The sequence below is a fragment of the Telluria sp. BA11 genome (assembly GCF_056680305.1).
Genome location: NZ_CM155275.1, coordinates 1548457 through 1570168, shown reverse-complemented (window position 1 = coordinate 1570168; position 21712 = coordinate 1548457). Strand labels below are relative to the sequence as shown.

The following is a 21712-nucleotide window of genomic DNA, read 5'->3' as shown; positions in this document are numbered from 1 at the left end:
GATGGCGCACCGCTTCGACGACGCCCAGGTCGACGGCGTCTACCGCGCCATCGCCGAGCGGCGCGACGTGCGCCACTTCATTCCCGGCGCAATCGACGAGGCGGTGCTGCTGCGCCTGCTGACGGCGGCGCACCAGGCCCCTAGCGTCGGCATGATGCAGCCGTGGCGCTTCATCCGCATCGCGTCAGCGCCATTGCGTGAACAGATCTGCGCGCTCGTTGAAGCGGAGCGCGTGGCCACCGCCAACGCCCTGGGCGAGCGCGGCGCCGAATTCATGCGCCTGAAGGTCGAGGGACTGCGCGAATGCGGCGAGGTGCTTGTCGTGGCGCTGATGGACGGGCGCGAACGGCACGTGTTCGGGCGCCGCACGTTGCCCGAGATGGACCTGGCCTCGGTGTCCTGCGCGATCCAGAACATGTGGCTGGCGGCGCGCGCCGAAGGGTTGGGGATGGGGTGGGTGTCGCTGTTCGATCCCGTGCAACTGGCGGCGTTGCTCGGGATTCCGGAAGGCGGCAAGCCGGTGGCGATCCTGTGCCTGGGCCATGTCGCCGAGTTTTATCCGAAGCCGATGCTGGAACTCGAAGGCTGGGCCCAGCGGGGCACGCTGGGCGATTTTGTCACGCTCGACCGCTGGTAGCGAGCGCCGGTAGTAAGTGCCGGTAGTGAGCGCCGATGCAGCGTCAGCTTGCAAACATCTTCAGTAACGCCACTGCCGGGGCCGCCGAGCCGATGCGCCGGTTGGCTTGCGCAGCTTCCAATACTTCCACCAGCTCATCGTATTTGTCGGCCTGACGATCATTCAGGTTGATCATGTTCATGCTCCAGCGCGGGAATGTGCGAAACTTGGCTGGTTCGTTATAGAGAACGCGCGAATTCTTGTGGCGGGGATCGAGTTCAATCTTCTGGTACAGCTTGTCGAGCGTTGCTACCGGACCCTCCAGCACCTGGAGGAACCAGCCGCCGTTGTAGAATAAACTTCCGGTCACGTCGAGTGGGGCATTGTTATTCTTCGCCGTGTCCTGGATTGCTGCCAGGTCGGTAGGGGACATCTTGCGGGTGGCCTGGCTGACGTAGACGAGTTGATTGATCGACATGAAAGAACTTCTTTCTTATTGGAAAGAAAGTACGATAGCGCGACACACAGCGATTGTCGATGCAATGTTGCCGATTGGAAAATTTGAGCGGGTCAAAGGTGCGCGCTGCACCCGTCGGTGCGACGCCCGCTATCGCACTCATCAACATTGCCAATCCACGAGTACACGAAGTTTTTCTATAATTTTGTCAAATCTTACCGATCAGACAGGAGAAACAAATGAGTGTGGACAATATCCCGGCCAAGTGCCCGTTCAGCGGCGCAGCCGGCACCGGTACGACCAATCGTGACTGGTGGCCAAAAGCACTGCGTCTCGATCTGCTCGCCCAGCATTCGGCCAAGTCCGACCCGATGGGTGGCGACTTCGATTACCGCGCCGCCTTCAACAGTCTCGACCTCGAGGCAGTCAAGGCCGATCTGGCCAAGGTGATGACGGATTCCCAGGAGTGGTGGCCGGCCGACTTCGGTCACTACGGCGGCCTGTTCGTGCGCATGGCGTGGCATAGCGCCGGCACCTATCGCATTGGCGACGGCCGTGGCGGCGCTGGCCGCGGTCAGCAGCGCTTCGCACCCCTGAACAGCTGGCCCGACAACGTCAGCCTCGACAAGGCACGCCGGCTGATCTGGCCGGTCAAGCAGAAGTACGGCGAGAAAATCTCGTGGGCCGACCTGATCATCCTGACCGGTAACGTCGCCCTCGAAACGATGGGCTTCAAGACCTTCGGCTTTGCCGGCGGTCGCCAGGACGTGTGGGAACCCGACCTCGACGTCTACTGGGGCCGCGAGAACAAGTGGCTGGGCAGCGACGAGCGCTACACGGTGGGTTCGCCCGGCGTCGAAGGCCGCGGCGTCATCGACAAGGACGACGACAGCGAGATCACCCATTCGCGCGACCTCGAGAACCCGCTGGCCGCAGTGCAGATGGGCCTGATCTATGTGAACCCGGAAGGCCCGGACGGCAAGCCCGACCCGGTTGCATCGGCCCGCGACATCCGCGACACGTTCGGCCGCATGGCCATGAACGACGAAGAAACCGTGGCGCTGATCGCCGGCGGCCACACCTTCGGCAAGACCCATGGCGCCGGTCCGTCCGAGCACGTCAAGGAAGAGCCGGAAGCGGCCGGCCTGCATGCCCAGGGTTTCGGCTGGCAGAACAGCTTCGGCAGCGGCAAGGGCCCGGACACGATCACCAGCGGCCTCGAAGTCACCTGGACCAGCACGCCAACGCAGTGGGGCCACGATTACTTCACGTACCTGTTCGGTCACGAGTGGGAACTGACGAAAAGCCCGGCCGGCGGCCACCAGTGGGTCGCCAAGGACGCCGATGCCACTGTCCCGGACGCATATGACGCCACCAAGCGTCATCGTCCGACGATGCTGACGTCCGACCTGGCACTGCGCATGGACCCGGCCTACGAGGCGATTTCGCGCCGCTTCCTGGAAAACCCGGACCAGTTCGCGGACGCCTTTGCCCGCGCCTGGTTCAAGCTGACCCACCGCGACATGGGGCCGCGTGCCCGCTACCTCGGCCCGGAGGTTCCGGCCGAAGTGCTGATCTGGCAGGATCCGGTGCCGGCAGCTGAAGGCGCGGCGATTGACGACGCCGATGCGAAAGCACTGAAAGACAAGGTGCTGGCATCCGGTCTGGCCATCGGCGAGCTGGTATCGACGGCGTGGGCCTCGGCCGCAAGCTTCCGCGGTTCGGACAAGCGCGGCGGCGCCAACGGTGCCCGCATCCGCCTGGTCCCGCAAAAGGACTGGGCTGCCAACGAGCCGGAACAGCTGGGCCGCGTGCTGGCGCAGCTGGAAAGCATCCAGGGCGAGTTCAACGGGGCGCAGACGGGCGGCAAGCAGGTCTCGCTGGCTGACCTGATCGTCCTGGCCGGCAATGCAGGCGTCGAGGCGGCAGCCAAGGCGGCGGGTCACGACATCACCGTGCCGTTCACGCCGGGTCGCACCGATGCGTCGCAGGAGCAGACCGACGTGGAATCGTTCCACGCGATGGAACCGGTGGCAGATGCCTTCCGTAACTTCGAGAAAGCCCTGTACAGCATCCCGGCCGAATCGTTGATGATCGACCGCGCCCAGTTGCTGACGCTGACGGCGCCGGAAATGGCAGTGTTGGTAGGTGGAATGCGCGTGCTGGGTACCAACACGGGCGGCAGCGCCGATGGCGTGCTGACGCAGCAGAAGGGCGCGTTGACGAATGACTTCTTTGTCAATCTGCTCGACATGGCCACCGAATGGCGGCCTGCCACGCGGCCGGGCCAGGGCGTCGAACGCTTCGAAGGCCGCGATCGCAAGACCGGCGAGAAGAAGTGGACCGCGTCGCGCGTCGACCTGGTGTTCGGCTCGAATGCACAGCTGCGTTCGATCGCCGAGGTGTATGCCAGCGCCGACGCCGGCCAGAAGTTCGTGAAGGACTTCGTGGCGGCCTGGACCAAGGTGATGGAGCTGGACCGCTTCGACGTGAAGTAACTCTGTCGTCTGGCCCGGGGTGAACCCCGGGCCTTTTTCTTTTCAGCCTGGCCCGTTCACATCAGCGCGTGATGCGGCGCTTGGCGACATCGGCCAGCACCTTCGACAACCCCTGCGCATCGGCCTCGCCAGTTGCCGCGATATAGCCACGCACATAGGCCGCCTGCTTGGCGACCTGGCTGCTGCCACCCTTGAGTTCTTCGAGCAGCTGGTCAGCCACGGCCAGGTCGTTCAGCGCGCCCAGGCGGTCCTGCAGCTTTTCGAGATGGCCCAGGTAGCGCTTGACGCGCTGCGCCGGCAGCAGGTCGCGGAAGAATTCCGCCGCGTAGCGCGCCTTCTTGGCCGCAATGCGCACGCGGTGACGACCCGGTGCATCGGCTTCGTCCAGCCCGTCGATGCGTTTGGCCAGCCGCTTCTCGGCCGTGCGCAGCAGGGGCAGGGCGCTTTTCGCGGCGCGTTCGAGCAGCGGCGAATCTTTTGGCAGGCCACCTTCGGGTTGCCAGCGGCGCTCGCCCAGCCAGTCCTTCAGTTGCGCCATCAACTCGGTATAGCGCGCATCGCGCAGCACGTGCAGGATCTGCGCGTGGTGGCCCGTGGCGCGGTCGTGCGCGGCCTGGCGCAGCGCGTGCGCATCGATGCCCGGCACACGCTTGATGGTGGAATCGGCCAGCACGTCCCAGTCGCGCGCGGGACCGAGTTCGCCGGACAGCCACTCGATGCTTGCATGCAGCGGCACCGGTGGCGGCGCCAGTTCCTCGAACATCGCCAGCAGCGCGCGCAGGCGGCGCAGGCCCACGCGCATCTGGTGCAGGCTCTCGACGTGCTGTTTCAGCACGCCCGGTACGTTTGCTTCGATCTGCGCCACGCAGTTGAGGCCAATGGCCTGGAACGCGTCTTCGAGCGTCATGCGCCCGCGCAGGTGGACCGGTTCGGCCTTGACGGCGCCGATCGGCGCTTCTTTGACGTCAGGTGCTGGCTCTGCTGGCAGCGGCTGGTCCGTTTGCGGTTCGTCGGGCACGTCGGCCACATCGGTCGCCTCTGTGATCGTGACTGCTTCCGTCAGATCGGGCGTCGCAACCGCCGCGATCCCGGGCGTCAGGTGTTTTGTTTTGTGGTGTTTGCTCATGCTGGTGCCTCTCGTGGACAGTGGATGGATCCATCATACGCCTGAGCACTCATCCGTTCACATCTCCATGACAGGCACGTGACATTGCGCACTGCAGGGCAGGTCAGCTTATTTGCCGATCCGGTAAATCACGTCCACGCCCTGCACGAATTTCTGCACGCCCACCAGCTGCGGATCGCGTGGCGACGACACCGATGGGTAGCGGGGCGCATCGCTGGCCAGCCCCATCGCGTTGGACAGGTTCTTCAGTGGTGCCAGCGCCACGCCACCCGCCGGACCCAATTTGGCGCCAATGCCGCGGGCGATGTTCTGCGCCTTCACGCGCGCCGCGCCCAGCGCCTGGCTGACGAGTTCCGCCTCGATCCTGTCGGCGTCGCTGCGGCTGAAGGCCACGGCCAGCGCTTCGACATTGGGCAGGCCCATCAGGCTCTGGATCAGCGCCGTCCACCCGTTCAAGTCACGCACCGTCGCGTGCACGGCGGCGCGGGTTTCGATCGCCGTCACCCGCTCGCCCTCCTTGAGCGGGCGGCGCAGCACGGCCTGCACCGAAATGTCCTCGACCTTCACACCCTGTTCGGCCAGCAGCGCACGGCTCGCTGTCAGGCGCTCGTGGACCAGTTTCCATGCCGCCTCCAGGTCGGCGTCGGTGCTGACGATGTCGAAGTCGATCTCGCCCGTATCCGGCATCACGTGCAGGTCGGCAGCGGCCGTCACGTGGATGAAGGGGTAGGCGGGCAGATCGGCAGCGCGCGCAGGGGCAACGTGCAGCACGGCGGCGACAGCCAATGCGGTGGCAAACATCTTGAGCATGATGATCCTTGTCGTAGCGGGAACATTCCCGTGGCAAGGCCAGCGTAAAGCTTCTAGACCTTGATGTCTATATAAAGTAGATATCAAGGTCTAGATTATGTGGCGTGCATGACGGCAGCTGCGCCGTCAATGCGCGCCTACTCGATCACGAACGCCAGGTCGCGGCCGTTCTGCGCCACCTGGCCCGCATAGTCAGCGGCGTGGATGCGCAGCAGGTACTCGCCGGGCGCCAGGTCGGCGATGCGCCAGCTGCCCGTCTCGATCCTGCCATCGCGCAGGCGGTTGTTGAGCGCATAGTCGAACTGGGTCGACGCGCTGCCGTAGACCGTGATGCCGCTGGTCGGTGCATAGACCGCTTTCACGGCGTCCGGGTTGCGCGGCAGGCGGTCGTAGACCTGCGTGATGACGGGCTGCTCGAAGCCGGGCAGCGGCGTGCCGTCGGCGCGCAGCACCTGGTAACCCAGCTTGTACAGGCCCAGCTTGCGGCGCGCCAGGTTGCCATCCACCTGGTCGTAGGCGTTCACGACGATCTGCAGCTCGCCCAGCGTGCGTTCCAGCTGCAGGGGCTGGCCCTTTTTCGCCGTGATGCGCTTGCCGGCAGTGTCGTACAGGGCGATGCGCGAGATCGTCGGCGCCACCGTGTCAGTAAAGCCGGTGAACGGCAGCGTGAGCGCATTGACGAGCGTGCCGCCCTGGTAGTAATCGAGGTGCACGTGCGCCAGCGCATTGAGTGTGCCGAGCTTGTCGCCGACGGCAAAGCGCGTGCCCCGCGGCACCCGCACGCGCACGGCCTTGCCGGGTTTGCCATTGGCGGTTTCTTCGCGCTGGATCTGGAAGCGCGGATCGAGCGCGCGGCCTTGCGGATCGCGGCCCACGCGCATGTGAATGTATGACAGCGGCCCCACGCTCATGCCTTCGCCGAGGTTGTTGAAACCCCAGTTCGCATATGGATCGGTCACCTTGGCCGGCAGGATCGCCAGCACGGTTGCGCCGACATCGCCGCGCACATCCAGGCCCGCGTGGAAATGGTCGCGGCTGTCGCCGCCATACGTGCCGCGCACTTCGCCCATCACGCCCACGACTTCATGGACGGTGTCTTGCGGGCCAAGCGGCCAGGGCATCGGTGCCGTGCGCCGTTGCAGCGGCGGGCGCGCCAGCACGGGCGCGGCTTCGCCCGCACGCGGCGGCGCCAGGCGGTGCAGGCGATGGGCGTTGGCGTCGGCCACTACCAGGCTGCCGTCGCGCGCCACGGCAATGCCGCGCGGGCCGTTGAGTTGCACGGTGCCGTCGCTGCCGAAACCGTTCGGCTCGAGCGGGTGGTCGGTATCCTCCAGCGGACGGAATTCGCCCGTTGGCGTCATCTGCAGGATGCGCCCGCCGGCACTGGCGACGATGTACAGGTAGCCGTCGCGCGTGACGGCCAGGCCAACCGGGCGGCGCAGCGCGGGCCGGCGTTCGGCCTCGGGTGGCAGCGCGAGCGTGTCGACCGTGCCATCGGGCCGCAGGCGGCGCACCGCGTTGTTGCCGGTGTCGGCGATGTACAGGTTGCCGTCATGGTCGACGGCCAGCGCGCTTGGCGTGTCGAAGGCGGCGGCCGGGCCGGGGCCGTCGAACAGGTTCGGCTTGCCGGTGCCGGCCAGTGTGGTTACCGTGCCGTCCTGGGCGATGCGGCGGATGCGGTCGTTGTAGGTATCGGCCACGTAGACGATGCCGGCGTCATCCACCGCGATGCCGACCGGGCCGTTGAACTGGGCGGCACGGCCGATGCCATCAGCATAGCCAGGACTGCCGTTGCCGGCCAGCGTCGTCACGGCGCCATCTGGCGCGATGCGGCGGATTGCGTGATTGCCCGTGTCGGCCACGTACAGATTGCCCAGATGGTCGAGCGCGATGGCAGATGGCGTATTGAACGCGGCGGCCGTGCCCAGACCATCGGTAAAGCCTTCCTTGCCGCCGGCCAGCGTCGAGACTGCGCCATCGGGCTGCACGACGCGGATGCGGTTGGCCTCGCCCCCGTCGGCGACATAGATCGCGCCACGCGGGCCAATGGCCACGCCGTACGGATCGCTGAAGCGGCTGGCGGGTGCTGCGCCATCGAGCACGCCGTCCTGGCCGTCGCCCGCCAGCAGGTGCACGCGGGCAGCCCAGAATGGCTGTGTTTTGGCGACCGGGGCGGTCAGTACCGGGGTGGCGCCGCTGCGGGGTTCGACCCGGTCAGTGAACCAGAAGACGGTGCCGACGGCCAGGATGGCGGCGCCGGCGAGTGCTGCGATGAGGGGAGTGCGTTTCACGACGACGACCGGCTGATTGCTGAAGTTGCAATCTTAGCCGAAACACGCGAATGGATGGGGTAGGTGGAAATGCGAACGCCGCCGGACGAAGGTCGCGGCGGCGTGCAGGTCTTGCGTATTACTGCGAGGCTCAAATGCGCAGGTCGTCCAGCGACTTGCCCTTGCCCAGGGCATCGACGACCCATTTTGGTTGACGGCCACGGCCGGTCCAGGTCTGGGTATTGTCAGCCGGGTTGTGATATTGCGGATTGACTTTGGCGCCGCCCGTCTTCTTGGCTTTGGTACCGCCCTTGGCCAGCAGTTCCTCGACCGAGATTCCCATATTCTGGGCGATCTCGAGAATTTGCTCACGCGCTTTCTTTACGTCTTGATGCTGGCGGTTTTTGATCTCCTTTTCGATATCGAATTGAAGACCTTTCAGTTCGGCGAGGTTATAACCCGACAGATTGATGTTTGCCATTTTGTTTCTTCCTTGATTAGGTGATTCGATTCGTTTCGAAGAGCCGCGCAGGGATTTTACTATTGAACCGCCAATTTGGAATAACAATCGTGCGCGGGGTTAATTTCGAATCAAATGGAAGGCAGAGCAGCATGTAGAGCGGGTTTATTTTTCCAGCATTCTGATGTGTGCAATTTCTTGCGAAACTGCGCGCGTCACGACATCGCTCAGCGTTTCGCCGAGGCTGTTGCGAATATCGGCCGAGAAACTGGTCATTGCTTTGTCGACGGCATCGGCAATACCGTCGCGCAGGCGCTGTTCGAGCACGAAATCGATCCGGCCCTGCAATTGCTGCAGGATGCGCTCGGTGACGCGCCGTTCCATCACGCTCCATTGTTCGCCGCTCCAGTGGTCGACAGCGCGCCGTTCCAGCGCCTCCGGCGCATCCTGCGGTGCGGCCACCACGGGCGCAGGCGGTGGCGGGGCCTCCGCCTCAATGATCGGCGCCGGCTGCGCGACTGGCGCGCCCGGCGCGTTTGGTTCCGCGACCACTTCGGTCAACACGGGAATACTGGCATCGAAAGCGGGATCGTGGTTCATGATTGTCCTGCGACGAAGTGGGTCAGCGGATAGGATTCTTTTTTATACGCGACATAGCGTTTGCGGCCTTCGGCGGCATCTTCTTCATCGATCGAGATAATTTCAAACACGCGCGCGAATTGCGTGAAATTGCGCGGCCTGCGACGCGTCAGGTTCACGAGCATATCGTGGTGCGGCAGCTCGCTGTCTTCATTATCGGTAATCACGATCGGCGTTTGCGCCGCCAACCCGTCGCCAGCCATCACGTGCGGAATGAAATCAGTATCCGACACGGTCCACATGGCGGCATTCAAGGCGTCGGCTTGTTCGGGGCTATCGGCCAGCACGACGATTTTGGCGCGCGCGCCATATGCCTTGCGCGCGAGGCGGCAGGCATAGGCCAGCTTATCCGGGATATTGGTATGAAAGTCGATGCGTGTCATGGGCGCTTATGGAAAATCGGGAGTGCGCTGGCACTCCCGACAGGGTCAATCCAATTGGTCAGGCATTCATGCCGCTATGGCGCAGCAAGGCATCGATCGATGGCTCGCGGCCGCGGAAGGCCTTGAATGAATCGAGCGCCGGCCGCGAACCGCCCACCGCCAGAATCTCGCGCTGGAAGCGCCGGCCCGTTTCAAACAGGTCGGCGCCGCCATCGACAACGGCTTCTTCGAATGCGGCATAGGCGTCGGCCGACAGCACCTCGGCCCACTTGTAGCTGTAGTAGCCGGCCGCGTAACCGCCCGCGAAGATGTGGCTGAACGAATGCAGGAAGCGGTTGAACGACGGCGGCGTGATCACCGCGAAGTTGCGGCGCACGTCGTCGATCAGCGCCTGGACTTCACCGTTGTGCGCGTCGAAGTCGTAGTGCAGGTGCATGTCGATCAGCGAGAACTCGACCTGGCGCAGCGTCTGCATCCCGGACTGGAAGTTCTTCGCGGCCGTCATCTTGTCGAACAGCGCGCGCGGCAGCGGCTCACCGGTTTTCACGTGCGCCGTCATCTGCTGCAGCTTGTCCCACTCCCAGCAGAAGTTTTCCATGAACTGCGACGGCAGCTCCACCGCATCCCATTCGACGCCCGAGATGCCCGAGACCGACAGTTCTTCGACTTCGGTCAGCATATGGTGCAGGCCGTGGCCGAATTCGTGGAACAGCGTGGTCACTTCGTCGTGCGTGAACAGCGACGGCTGCAGCACGCCGTCTTTCATCGCCGGTGGCGTGAAGTTGCAGACCAGGTAAGCCACGGGCGTCTGCACGGTGCCGCCGTGCAGCAGGCGGCGCCCGCGCGCATCGTTCATCCACGCGCCTTGCGCCTTGCCGGCGCGCGCATACAGGTCGAGGTAGAACTGGCCGACCAGCTGGCCATCGCGCTCGATGCGGAAGAAGCGCACGTCCGGGTGCCAGGTCGGTGCGTCGTCCGGGCGCACGGTCACGCCAAACAGCTCCTGGATCACGCCGAACAGGCCCGCGACCACTTTTGGTTCGGGGAAGTATTCCTTCACTTCCTGGGCCGAGAATGCATAACGCTGCTCGCGCAGCTTTTCGGAGGCGAAGGCCACGTCCCACGATTGCAGGTCGTCGATTGCCAGCTCGTCGCGCGCAAACGCGCGCAGTTCGGCCAGGTCTTTCTCGGCGTACGGGCGGGCACGGCGCGCCAGGTCTTCCAGGAATTCGATCACGTGCTGCGGGCTTTGGGCCATCTTGGCCACCAGCGAGATATCGGCGAAGCTGCCGTAGTCGAGCATCTTCGCTTCTTCATTGCGCAGTTGCAGCAACTTGACGATGTTCGACGAGTTGTCCCACTTCGCGACATCGGTAAACATGATGCCGGCGTCGGACGCCTTGGTCGCGGTGGCGCGGTAGATCGTTTCGCGCAGCGCGCGGTTGGTACTGAACTGCAGGATCGGGAAGTACGACGGGAAGTGCAGCGTGAACAGCCAGCCGGTCTTGCCATCGCGTTCGGCGGCGGCCTTTGCAGCAGCCTTCACGTCGTCCGGCAGGCCGGCCAGGTCGGCTTCGCTGTCGACCACGAGCTTGTAGTCGTTGGTGGCATCGAGCACGTTTTCGGAGAAACGCGTCGACAGTTGCGACTGCTGTTCCTGGATCTCGGCGAAGCGTTCTTTCTTGTCGGCCGCCAGCTCGGCGCCGCCCAGGCGAAAGTCGCGCAGTGCGTTCTCGACGATGCGCTTGCGGGTGTCGCTCAGCGCCTCGAAACCGGCGCTTTCGCGCAGCTGCTTGTATTTGGTGAACAGTGCTTCGTTCTGGCTCAGCGCAGTCGAGAACTCGACGACCTTCGGCTGGTTCTCGTTATAGGTGGCGCGCAGCTCGGGGGTGTCGACCACGTGGTTCAGGTGGCCGACCACGCCCCAGGCGCGGCCCAGGCGCTCGCCGACGTCGTCGAGCGGGGCCAGCGTGGCCCAGGTAACCTCATCCAGCGGCGCCTCGAGCTGCGCCACGACGGCGTTCGCCTCGGCGATCAGACTGTCGATGGCGGACGTGACGTGTTCGGGCTTGATCGCGTCAAAGCGCGGCAAGTCGGAAAAGTCGAGGAGGGGATTGCTCGTTTCGTTCGTCATCAATAGTCCTTCCAGATTCGTTAGCGTTGGTTCTTCAGTTCGCGTTCCGCCGATTCCACCGTGTTTTGCAGCAGCATCGTGATCGTCATCGGCCCCACGCCGCCCGGCACCGGGGTGATGTGGCCGGCCACTTCACGTACGCCGGCAAAATCGACGTCGCCGCACAGCTTGCCCGCGTCGTCGCGGTTCATGCCCACGTCGATCACGATCGCGCCCGGCTTGACCATATCGGCGGTCAGGGTATTGCGGCGGCCAACGGCGGCCACCACGACATCGGCCTGGCGGGTGTGGTAGCCCAGATCCGCGGTCGCGCTATGACATATGGTCACGGTGGCATTGGCTTGCAAGAGCAGCATGGCCATTGGTTTGCCGACGGTGTTGCTGCGGCCGATCACGACAGCGTGCTTGCCGCGCAGGTCGACACCCGTGGTTTCGATCAGCTTCATGCAGCCGTACGGGGTGCAGGGACGGAAGCCTTCCAGGCCCGTCATCAGTTCGCCGGCCGACAGCACCGAGTACCCGTCCACATCCTTGGCCGTCGAAATCGCTTCGATGACTTTGTTGGGGTCGATGTGCTTCGGCAGCGGCATTTGCACGAGGATGCCGTGGATGGCCGGGTCGGTGTTCAATGCTGCAATGCGATCAAGCAGGGCGGCTTCGCTCAGATCGGCGTCGTATTTTTCGAGCACCGAGTGGAAACCCACGTCGCCGCAAGCTTTGACCTTGTTGCGCACATAGACCTGGCTGGCAGGATCTTCCCCGACCAGGATCACGGCCAGGCCGGGCTGCTTGCCGGCTGCGGTGAGCTTGGCGGTGCGCGCGGCGATGTCGGTGCGCAGTTGTTGGGAGAGAAGGATTCCGTCGATGTGTTGGGCTGGCATGGTGGGAGGCTCGTCCTGGGCAAAAACAGAATTATACGGCCCGCGCCTGTGTTGCCGTTCGCTGTCGCCCGTTCCGCATGGCTGAAATGGGCCTTTTTTGCCGTGTTTCAGGCGCTTCGGTATACGATGATTGGTGGCAGGAAGTTCAACATTTCCCTATGCAAATTGTGCAGTTGCAGCATGGTTTTTCACATTATGAAATCCAATATCATAGTTTGAAAATGGGGAAGTCCACTGTTAGAATCTGATGGTTTAGCTAAAAGATAGTTCGAATTTCATCAACCGCCGCCAGCCTGCGCAGGGATCGGATGGGGCGTACCACACTAGGAGACGCATGACATGGCAGCTCAACTCGACCAGTTGACCTCGCAAACCGCCAACGATCCGGATGCAATCGAGACCAAGGAATGGCTCGATGCGCTGGAGGCGGTGATCGAACATGAAGGAACGGAACGCGCCCATTACCTGATGGAGCGCCTGGTGGACCTGGCACGCCGTCGCGGCGCGCACGTCCCGTTCTCGAGCAACACCGCGTACGTCAACACGATTCCCGCGCACCTGAACCAGAACTCGCCCGGCAACCTCGAATACGAAGAGCGCCTGCGCTCGTGGATGCGCTGGAACGCGATGGCGATGGTGGTCAAGGCCAACCGCGCCGATGGCGACCTCGGTGGCCACATCTCGTCGTTCGCTTCGCTGGCCAATATGCTGGGCACGGGCTTCAACCACTTCTGGCACGCCCCGACCGAAGACCACGGCGGCGATCTGCTGTACATCCAGGGCCACTCGTCGCCTGGTATCTACGCCCGCGCCTTCCTCGAAGGCCGCTTGAGTGAAGAGCAGCTGCTGAACTTCCGCCGCGAAGTCGACGGCAAGGGCCTGTCGTCGTACCCGCACCCGAAACTGATGCCGGACTTCTGGCAGTTCCCGACCGTGTCGATGGGCCTGGGCCCGTTGATGGCGATCTATCAGGCGCGCTTCCTGAAGTACCTGCACGCACGCGGCATCGCCAAGACCGACAACCGCAAGGTCTGGGTCTTCTGCGGCGACGGCGAGATGGACGAGCCGGAATCGATGGGCGCGATCGGCATGGCCGCGCGTGAGCAGCTGGACAACCTGGTCATGGTCGTCAACTGCAACCTGCAGCGCCTGGACGGTCCGGTGCGCGGCAACGGCAAGATCATCCAGGAACTCGAAGCCGACTTCCGCGGCGCCGGCTGGAACGTCGTCAAGGTCATCTGGGGTTCGCAGTGGGATCCGCTGCTGGCCCAGGACAAGGACGGCATCCTGCAGCGCGTGATGATGGAATCGGTCGACGGCGAATACCAGAACTACAAGGCCAAGGACGGCGCCTACGTGCGCAAGCACTTCTTCGGCAAGGATCCGGCGTTGCTCGAGATGGTGTCGAAGATGAGCGACGACGACATCTGGCGCCTGACCCGCGGTGGTCACGATCCGCACAAGATCTACGCCGCGTTCAAGAACGCGCAAGAAAACAAGGGCACGCCAACCGTCCTGCTGGTGAAGACCGTCAAGGGCTTCGGCATGGGCAAGTCGGGCGAGGCGCGCAACACCGCGCACCAGACCAAGAAGCTCGATGACCAGGCGATCCGCGACATGCGCGACCGCTTCAACATCGCGATTCCCGACGACCAGCTGGCCGACATCCCGTTCTTCAAGCCGGCCGACGATGCGCCTGAAATGGTGTACCTGCACGAGCGCCGCAAGGCACTGGGCGGCTACCTGCCACAGCGCCGCGAAAAGTCGGACGAAAAGCTGACGGTGCCGGCACTGGCATCGTTCAAGGGCGTGCTCGAGCCAACCCCGGAAGGCCGCGAAATCTCGTCGACCCAGGCGTATGTGCGCGTGATCACGAGCCTGTTGAAGGACGAAAGCATCGGCCAGCGCATTGTGCCGATCCTGGTCGACGAATCGCGTACCTTCGGCATGGAAGGCCTGTTCCGCCAGATCGGCATCTTCAACCAGCAGGGTCAGTTGTACGAGCCGGTCGACCGCGACCAGGTGATGTACTACCGAGAAGACAAGGCAGGCCAGATCCTGCAAGAGGGTATCAACGAAGCGGGCGGCATGAGCTCGTGGATCGCTGCAGCGACGTCGTACTCGTCGAACAACCGCACGATGATCCCGTTCTACACGTTCTACTCGATGTTCGGCATGCAGCGCGTGGGCGACCTGGTCTGGCTGGCGGGCGACATCCGTGCCCGCGGCTTCCTGATGGGTGGCACCGCTGGCCGCACGACGCTCAACGGCGAAGGCCTGCAGCACGAAGACGGCCATAGCCACATCATCGCCGCGACCGTGCCGAACTGCCTGCCGTACGATCCGACCTTCGGTCACGAAGTCGCGGTCATCATCCAGGACGGTCTGCGCCGCATGGTGGAAGAACAGGAAGACGTGTTCTACTACATCACCATCATGAACGAGAACTACCCGCAGCCGGGCCTGAAGCCTGGCCAGGAAGAGGGCATTCTCAAGGGTCTGTACCTGCTGCAGGAAGGCGGCAAGGACAATGCCCAGCGCGTACAACTGATCGGTTGCGGCACCATCCTGCGCGAGTCGATCTTTGCGGCCGAACTGCTCAAGAACGACTGGAACGTCGATGCGGACGTGTGGTCGGCGCCGTCGCTGACGCTGCTGGCACGTGACGGCAACGATTGCGAACGCTGGAACATGGTCAATCCGGAGCAGCCGCAGCGCGTGCCGTACGTCACCGAGATGCTGGGCGCCACCAGTGGCCCGATCGTCGCGACGACCGACTACATGCGCATGTTCGCCGAGCAGATCCGCGGCTTCATGCCGAAGGACCGCACCTATAAAGTGCTGGGCACGGACGGCTTTGGCCGCTCGGATTCGCGCGTCAAGCTGCGCGAGTTCTTCGAAGTGAACCGCTACTACATCACGGTGGCTTCGCTGCGCGCACTGGCCGACGAAGGCAAGATCGACCGCGCCATCGTGTCGCAGGCGATCGCCAAGTACGGCATCGACCAGAACAAGCCGAATCCGGTGACCCAGTAATGCTCACGTCCGCCGCCCCGTGCTGTTCGGGGCGGCGGGTCGAGGCTAACTCACATAACAATTGGAGCTAACACTATGAGCATTGTGGAAGTCAAAGTCCCTGATATCGGCGACTTCAAGGAAGTGGAAGTGATCGAGCTGATGGTCAAGCCGGGCGACACCATCAAGGTGGACCAGTCCCTGGTGACCGTCGAGTCGGACAAGGCCAGCATGGAGATCCCGTCGAGCCACGCCGGCGTGGTCAAGGAAATCAAGATCAACGTCGGCGACAAGGTCGCCGAAGGCTCGCTCGTGCTGCTGCTCGAAGAAGCGGGTGGCGCGGCTGACGCACCTGCTGCCGAAGCTGCACCTGCCGCTGCTGCACCTGCTGCCGCTGCACCGGCTGCCGCCGAAGCGCCAGCCGCCGCACCCGCTGCATCCGGTGGCCTGGTCGACGTGACCGTGCCGGACATCGGCGATTTCAAAGAAGTCGAAGTCATCGAACTGATGGTCAAGGTGGGCGACACGATCAAGGTCGATCAGTCGCTGCTGACCGTTGAATCGGACAAGGCCAGCATGGAAATCCCGTCGAGCCATGCCGGTGTGGTCAAGGAAATCAAGGTCAAGGTTGGCGACAAGGTCGCCAAGGATTCGCTCGTGCTGGTCGTGGAAGCGACCGGCGGCGCACCTGCTGCCGCATCTGCACCGGCCGCTGCGCCAGCCGCTGCTGCACCGGCCGCCGCGCCTGCTGCTGCACCGGCACCGGCACCTGCCGCAGCGCCTGCACCAGCCGCTGCACCGGCACCAGCCGCACCAGGCGTGACAGGCTCGAAAGCCCACGCCTCGCCGTCGATCCGCAAGTTCGCGCGCGAACTGGGCGTGGACCTGGGCCGTGTGCCGGGCAGCGGTCCGAAAGGCCGCATCACCCAGCAGGACGTGCAGAACTTCGTCAAGGGCGTGATGGCAGCGCCGCCTGCCGCCGCGCCGGCAAAAGCCGGTGGCAGTGGTGTTGGCCTCGACCTGCTGGCCTGGCCATCGCTGGACTTCTCCAAGTTCGGTCCGACCGAAACGGTGCCGCTGTCGCGCATCAAGAAGATCTCGGGCCCGAACCTGCATCGCAACTGGGTCATGATCCCGCACGTGACGCACTTCGACGAAGCCGACGTGACCGACCTGGAGCAGTTCCGCGTTGACACCAACGCGTCGCTGGCCAAGCAGAAGTCGGCGGTCAAGCTGACCATGCTGGCCTTCGTCATCAAGGCGAGCGTCGCCGCACTGAAGAAATTCCCGCAATTTAATGCGTCGCTGTCGGGCGATGGCGCAGCGCTGATCACCAAGCAGTACTACAACATCGGCTTCGCGGCCGACACGCCGAACGGCCTGGTGGTCCCTGTCGTGAAAGATGCGGACAAGAAGACCATCTCGCAGATCGCCACTGAAATGGGCGAACTGTCGGCGCAGGCGCGCGACGGCAAGCTGCCGCCGACCGCGATGCAGGGCGCAACGTTCACCATCTCGTCGCTGGGCGGCATTGGTGGTACCGCGTTCACCCCGATCATCAACGCACCTGAACTGGCGATCCTGGGCCTGTCCAAGTCGGCGATGAAGCCGGTGTGGGACGGTTCGACCTTCCAGCCGCGCCTGATGCTGCCGATGTCGCTGTCGTACGATCACCGCGTGATCGACGGCGCCGGCGCCGCGCGCTTCTCCGCCTACCTGGGCGAAGTGCTGGCGGACCTGCGCAAGACCCTTCTGTGATTGGAGCGCACTGATGAGCACTGTTGAAGTGAAAGTCCCGAATATCGGTGACTTCAAGGACGTCGAAGTCATCGAGTTGATGGTCAAGGCCGGCGACACGATCAAGGTCGACCAGTCCCTGGTCACCGTGGAGTCGGACAAGGCCAGCATGGAAATCCCGTCGACGCACGCGGGCGTGGTGCAGTCGATCACGGTCAAGGTCGGCGACAAGATCAATGAAGGCACGCTGCTGCTGACGGTGGAAGAGGGCGCAGCCAGCCCTGCCGCCGACGCCAAGCCGGCCGAGTCCAAGCCGGCCGAGTCCAAGCCAGCCGACGCCAAGCCAGCCGCGCAGATCGGCGCGCAAGCGGTGGCGCCGACGGCTGCCGCCGGCCCGACCGATTCGTACGCACCGGCCCATCCGGCGCCAGCGGTCCAGCCGGGCGCAGCGCCGGCGCCGACCCCGTCGAGCTACAGCGGCGCGGTCGACATCGAATGCGACATGATGGTGCTGGGCGCCGGTCCCGGCGGCTACTCCGCTGCGTTCCGCGCGGCCGACCTGGGCATGAACACCGTGCTGGTCGAAAAATACGCAACGCTGGGCGGTGTGTGCCTGAACGTGGGCTGCATCCCGTCGAAGGCGCTGCTGCACGTGGCCTCCGTCATGGATGAAACAGCGCACATGGCCGATCTGGGCGTGGCGTTTGCCAAGCCAGAAGTCGACATCGACAAGCTGCGCGGCTACAAGGATGGCGTGATCAAGAAGATGACCGGTGGCCTGGCCTTCATGGCCAAGGCGCGCAAGGTCAACACGGTGCAGGGCGTGGGCGCATTCCTGAGCCCGAACCACATCGAAGTCACGGCAGCCGATGGCGGCAAGAAGGTCATCGCCTTCAAGAAGGCCGTGATTGCGGCCGGTTCGTCGGTGGTCAAGCTGCCGTTCGTGCCGGAAGACCCGCGCATCGTCGATTCGACGGGCGCGCTGGAATTGCGCCAGGTGCCGAAGAAGATGCTCGTCATCGGTGGCGGCATCATCGGCCTGGAAATGGCGACCGTGTATTCGACGTTAGGTGCGCGCATCGACGTGGTCGAGATGATGGATGGCCTGATGCAGGGCGCAGACCGCGAGGCCGTCAAGGTCTGGCAGAAGTACAACGCGCACCGTTTCGACAACATCATGCTCAAGACGAAAACCGTCGGCGTGGAAGCGCTGCCGGAAGGGATCAAGGTCACGTTCGAGTCAGCCGAAGCGGGTACAGCCGCACCGGAACCGCAGCTGTACGACCTGGTCCTGGTGGCCGTGGGCCGCAGCCCGAACGGCAAGAAGGTTGCTGCCGACAAAGCTGGCGTGACGGTGAGCGATCGCGGCTTCATCGCCGTGGACAGCCAGATGCGTACCAACGTGCCGCACATTTTCGCCATTGGCGACCTGGTGGGCCAGCCGATGCTGGCGCACAAGGCGGTGCATGAAGCGCACGTGGCGGCCGAGGCGGCTTTTGAGAAGAAGACGCACTTCGACGCCAAGGTCATTCCATCGGTGGCGTACACCGATCCGGAAGTGGCATGGGTCGGCCTGACCGAAGACGAAGCCAAGCAACAGGGCATCAAGGTCGAGAAGGGCCACTTCCCGTGGAACGCCAGCGGGCGCGCCGTGGCCAATGGCCGCGACGAGGGCTTCACCAAGCTGTTGTTCGACGCTGAAACGCACCGCATCATCGGCGGCACGATCGTCGGCACGCATGCCGGCGACATGATCGGCGAGATCGCGCTGGCGATCGAGATGGGCGCCGACGGCGTGGATATCGGCAAGACGATCCACCCGCACCCGACGCTGGGCGAGTCGATCGGCATGGCAGCCGAAGCGTATGAAGGTGTCTGCACCGATTTGCCGCCACCGCGCAAGCGCTGATCGGCAACGTGGCAGGCGAGACCGGGACCTTCATGGTCCCGGTTTTTTTATGCCAGTGCGCAGCGTGCGTGCCGCTTGCAGCACGCCGCCAAAGGTCTAAGATGAAGTGATACGGCGGCAGCAGCGTTGCCGCCTTTCTCGCAACATGCCGGAGGGCATATGGACGAGTACAGCAATGAATACATCGGCACCGTGTACGTGCTGCCGCAATCGCACGCATTCGAACTCCACACGGTGCTGCATGGCGCAGCCACCGTCATCACCGGCACCGTGGCCCAGCCACTGGCGCAGCAACTGGCCGATGCCATACCGGGCGGTGGCGGCGTCGCCGATCCATGCCAGCTTGCCCTGCGGCCGCGCCGTGTCGAGGTAGTTACGCGTGTACTCCACGAACGTCACCGGGCGCCACACAAGATGCACTTCCTGACCCGCGTTCACGAGGTCGAAGAGCAGGGCAGGCCAGTCCCACTGTCGTCCGTCTGAGGGCGTTCCACGAAAAAAAATGCCGCCCGGTTTGTACCGGACGGCATGCATGGAGACGTATCGCAGGCTTCAGGCGAAGCTGACGAAACGCTCCGGAATATCGATTGCGCCATTCTTGGCGGCTGCTGCGTAGGTACGCATGTCGGCGATGACTGCTTCCAGCTGGTCATCGCCCGGATTTTCGATAAAACTCTTCATACGCTCTTGCAGGGCAGCTGCCTGATCACGCCATTCATATCTGGACGACTTGCTCATACTTTCTCCTCGCGGTCACACCGCTCTTATTTGCATTCACGACACCCGTTGTGAACATTTACATAATGACACAGTTTAATCGTAATAGTCGGTACGATGGCACACTGAACTTTCCACGAGGCTACATGCATAAAACTCAGCCGGGTTTGAGCACGCTGCTATAGAACAGTTCCATCCGCGCCGCCAGTTGGCGTTGTGCTTCCTCGCCCGACGGTTCGGCATCCGGAAACAGGAAGCGCCCGACCGGGTCGCCGTTGATACAGCCGATCAGGTGGGTCAGGATGATGGCCGGCGGCACGTCATCGCGCAATTGCAGGCGTATATCGGGCCGCGCGAAAAAGCGCGCCAGCATCTCGCGCGTCATGCGCGGCCCGCCTTCATAAAACGCTTCCGCCAGTTCGGGATTGGTGCCTGCCTCGGCGATCACCACGCGCTGCAGTGCGAGGGCATCGGGCTCGACCAGCAGGGCGTAGAAATCGCGCGCGAATTCATCGAGGATCGTGCGCAACGGGCGCGGATCGACGTCCATATTGCGCTTGGCAAACAGGCGCTCGCGCCGCGAGGCGAGCACGGCCTTGAGTAAGCCGGCCTTGCCGCCGAACTTCACATAGATGGTGCGCACGGCAACCCGCGCTTCGCGCGCGATCGATTCCAGGCTGGTGCGCGTGTAGCCGTTTTTCAGGAACAGGCGGCCGGCGGCCTCGATCAGTTCCTGGTTGCGCGTTTCGATATCGGCTGCCTTGGGACGCCCGGCGGATTTGGTGCAGGTCGGTGCTGTGTTCATACGCTGGACTCTAGAGCAAAATAAAATGAAATGCAACCGTTTCATTTCTTGACTTCGTTGTATTGATGGCGAATAATGCGACGAATCCATTTCATTTCATTTCGGAGCAGCACCATGGCAGAGAACGACATCACGGCACGGCAGGCGAGCGCAGCGCAACCGAAGGCGGACGCTCCCGCCGCCAAGAAGCCGCCCAACAAGCGCGTGCTGATCGTCGTCGGTGTGATTGCGCTACTGGCCATCGGTGCCGGTGGCCGCATGTGGTACCGCAGCTCCCATTTCGTGGAAACCGAAAACGCCTACGTCACCGGCCGCATGCACCAGGTCTCGTCGCGCGTGGCGGGCGTGGTGACAAAAGTGCTGGTGGAAGACAACCAGATGGTCAAGGCGGGCGATGTGCTGGCGCTGCTCGATCCGGCCGACCAGGCCGTGCGCGTCGAGCAGATCCAGGCGCAGATCGCCAGCATGGAGCAGCAGGTCAAGCAGTCCGACGCCCAGTTGCTGCAGGTGCGCGCCCAGGCCAGCGCCGCCGGCGCCCAGGTGCGCCAGGCCGAAGCCCAGTTGCTGCGCGCACGGCAGGACGCCGAGCGTTTCGGCCAGCTGTACAACGACACGATGAAGGCCGTGTCGAAATCCGAAGTCGATGCGTCGAGCGCAGCGCGCGCCGGCGCCGTGGCTGACGTGGCCGCGCGCCGCGACAACGCCGCCGCCGCGCAGGCACAGATTGGCGCCGCTGAAGCGGGCCGCGACGTGCTCAAGGCCGAAATCAAGGTGCTGCAGGCGCAGCTGAAAGACGCGCGCCAGCAACTGGCCTACAACAGCATCGTGGCGCCGGTGGCGGGCCGCATCGGCCGGCGCAGCGTCGAAGTCGGCGCGCGCGTGCAGCCGGGCCAGGCAATGCTGGCCGTGGTCGAAGACAACGTCTGGGTGGTCGCCAACTTCAAGGAAACGCAGCTGGGCGGCCTTGCGCCGGGCCAGGCCGTGAGCCTCGAAGTCGATGCGCTGCCTGATCATCACCTGGTCGGCCGCGTGGACAGCTTCTCGCCGGCGTCGGGCAACCAGTTCGCACTGCTGCCGGCCGATAACGCGACCGGTAACTTCACCAAGATCGTCCAGCGCGTGCCGGTCAAGATCACGCTCGATCCGAAGGACGTCAAGAAGTATGCGGGCCGCCTGGTGCCGGGCATGTCGGTGGTGGCCGAGGTGGAGCTGGGCCAGGACGTGAAACCGACGCAGACCGCAGCCGCGCGCTAAG

Annotated in this window: 18 protein-coding genes; 7 read left to right on the top strand and 11 right to left on the bottom strand. The window is 63.9% G+C overall.

Annotated elements, in window-relative coordinates:
* Nucleotide 1 precedes the first annotated feature (1 nt).
* Nucleotides 2-637 carry a 5,6-dimethylbenzimidazole synthase gene (gene bluB, locus AC1MGT_RS06895; protein ID WP_499503556.1) on the top strand — a complete coding sequence of 212 codons (636 nt, stop codon included), beginning with the start codon at nt 2-4 and terminating at the stop codon, nt 635-637.
* Between the two features lie 43 nt (nt 638-680).
* Here bluB and AC1MGT_RS06890 read toward each other — a convergent pair whose 3' ends face one another.
* Nucleotides 681-1094, bottom strand: a complete 414-nt coding sequence (locus AC1MGT_RS06890; protein ID WP_332533661.1) for a BLUF domain-containing protein — start codon at nt 1092-1094, stop codon at nt 681-683.
* Between the two features lie 218 nt (nt 1095-1312).
* Between AC1MGT_RS06890 and katG the strand changes: the two genes are divergently transcribed.
* Nucleotides 1313-3571: a catalase/peroxidase HPI gene (katG, locus tag AC1MGT_RS06885; protein ID WP_499503555.1), complete on the top strand. Its 2259-nt coding sequence runs from the start codon at nt 1313-1315 to the stop codon at nt 3569-3571.
* A gap of 61 nt (nt 3572-3632) precedes the next feature.
* Here katG and AC1MGT_RS06880 read toward each other — a convergent pair whose 3' ends face one another.
* From AC1MGT_RS06880 to folD, 8 genes are all read right to left on the bottom strand, one after another.
* Nucleotides 3633-4697: a CHAD domain-containing protein gene (locus AC1MGT_RS06880; protein ID WP_499503554.1), complete on the bottom strand. Its 1065-nt coding sequence runs from the start codon at nt 4695-4697 to the stop codon at nt 3633-3635.
* A 108-nt stretch (nt 4698-4805) separates the two neighbouring features.
* The gene (locus tag AC1MGT_RS06875) at nt 4806-5507 is read right to left on the bottom strand and encodes an SIMPL domain-containing protein (protein ID WP_499503552.1); all 702 of its coding nucleotides are present in this window, start codon (nt 5505-5507) and stop codon (nt 4806-4808) included.
* A gap of 137 nt (nt 5508-5644) precedes the next feature.
* On the bottom strand, nt 5645-7798 hold the full coding sequence (locus tag AC1MGT_RS06870; RefSeq protein WP_499503551.1) for an NHL repeat-containing protein: 2154 nt from the start codon (nt 7796-7798) through the stop codon (nt 5645-5647).
* A gap of 130 nt (nt 7799-7928) precedes the next feature.
* Nucleotides 7929-8258, bottom strand: a complete 330-nt coding sequence (locus tag AC1MGT_RS06865; protein WP_332533667.1) for an H-NS histone family protein — start codon at nt 8256-8258, stop codon at nt 7929-7931.
* Between the two features lie 144 nt (nt 8259-8402).
* Nucleotides 8403-8837 carry a DUF2486 family protein gene (locus AC1MGT_RS06860; protein WP_499503550.1) on the bottom strand — a complete coding sequence of 145 codons (435 nt, stop codon included), beginning with the start codon at nt 8835-8837 and terminating at the stop codon, nt 8403-8405.
* Nucleotides 8834-9259 (bottom strand): DNA polymerase III subunit chi, encoded by a 426-nt coding sequence (locus AC1MGT_RS06855; RefSeq protein WP_332533669.1) that lies wholly within the window; start codon nt 9257-9259, stop codon nt 8834-8836. Before AC1MGT_RS06855 ends, AC1MGT_RS06860 begins: the two co-directional genes overlap by 4 nt.
* Before the next feature lie 58 nt (nt 9260-9317).
* Nucleotides 9318-11393, bottom strand: a complete 2076-nt coding sequence (locus AC1MGT_RS06850) for a M3 family metallopeptidase (RefSeq protein WP_499503549.1) — start codon at nt 11391-11393, stop codon at nt 9318-9320.
* A 20-nt stretch (nt 11394-11413) separates the two neighbouring features.
* Nucleotides 11414-12274 (bottom strand): bifunctional methylenetetrahydrofolate dehydrogenase/methenyltetrahydrofolate cyclohydrolase FolD, encoded by an 861-nt coding sequence (gene folD / locus AC1MGT_RS06845; RefSeq protein ID WP_183555862.1) that lies wholly within the window; start codon nt 12272-12274, stop codon nt 11414-11416.
* Nucleotides 12275-12613: 339 nt separating this feature from the next.
* On the opposite strand from folD, the gene aceE reads away from it, so the two are divergent.
* The 4 genes from aceE to AC1MGT_RS06825 all read left to right on the top strand — a co-directional run bounded on the left by aceE (nt 12614) and on the right by AC1MGT_RS06825 (nt 19418).
* Nucleotides 12614-15310 (top strand): pyruvate dehydrogenase (acetyl-transferring), homodimeric type, encoded by a 2697-nt coding sequence (aceE, locus tag AC1MGT_RS06840; protein WP_499503548.1) that lies wholly within the window; start codon nt 12614-12616, stop codon nt 15308-15310.
* A gap of 75 nt (nt 15311-15385) precedes the next feature.
* Nucleotides 15386-17047: a dihydrolipoyllysine-residue acetyltransferase gene (gene aceF / locus AC1MGT_RS06835; protein ID WP_499503547.1), complete on the top strand. Its 1662-nt coding sequence runs from the start codon at nt 15386-15388 to the stop codon at nt 17045-17047.
* A gap of 13 nt (nt 17048-17060) precedes the next feature.
* Nucleotides 17061-18935 carry a dihydrolipoyl dehydrogenase gene (gene lpdA / locus AC1MGT_RS06830; RefSeq protein ID WP_499503546.1) on the top strand — a complete coding sequence of 625 codons (1875 nt, stop codon included), beginning with the start codon at nt 17061-17063 and terminating at the stop codon, nt 18933-18935.
* A 159-nt stretch (nt 18936-19094) separates the two neighbouring features.
* Nucleotides 19095-19418 (top strand): hypothetical protein, encoded by a 324-nt coding sequence (locus AC1MGT_RS06825; RefSeq protein WP_499503545.1) that lies wholly within the window; start codon nt 19095-19097, stop codon nt 19416-19418.
* A 69-nt stretch (nt 19419-19487) separates the two neighbouring features.
* On the opposite strand, the gene AC1MGT_RS06820 is transcribed toward AC1MGT_RS06825, so the two are convergent.
* Nucleotides 19488-19673: a hypothetical protein gene (locus AC1MGT_RS06820; RefSeq protein WP_183555857.1), complete on the bottom strand. Its 186-nt coding sequence runs from the start codon at nt 19671-19673 to the stop codon at nt 19488-19490.
* A gap of 136 nt (nt 19674-19809) precedes the next feature.
* Nucleotides 19810-20457, bottom strand: a complete 648-nt coding sequence (locus tag AC1MGT_RS06815; RefSeq protein ID WP_499503544.1) for a TetR/AcrR family transcriptional regulator — start codon at nt 20455-20457, stop codon at nt 19810-19812.
* Nucleotides 20458-20571: 114 nt separating this feature from the next.
* Between AC1MGT_RS06815 and AC1MGT_RS06810 the strand changes: the two genes are divergently transcribed.
* On the top strand, nt 20572-21711 hold the full coding sequence (locus AC1MGT_RS06810) for an HlyD family secretion protein (RefSeq protein WP_499503543.1): 1140 nt from the start codon (nt 20572-20574) through the stop codon (nt 21709-21711).
* Nucleotide 21712 lies beyond the last annotated feature (1 nt).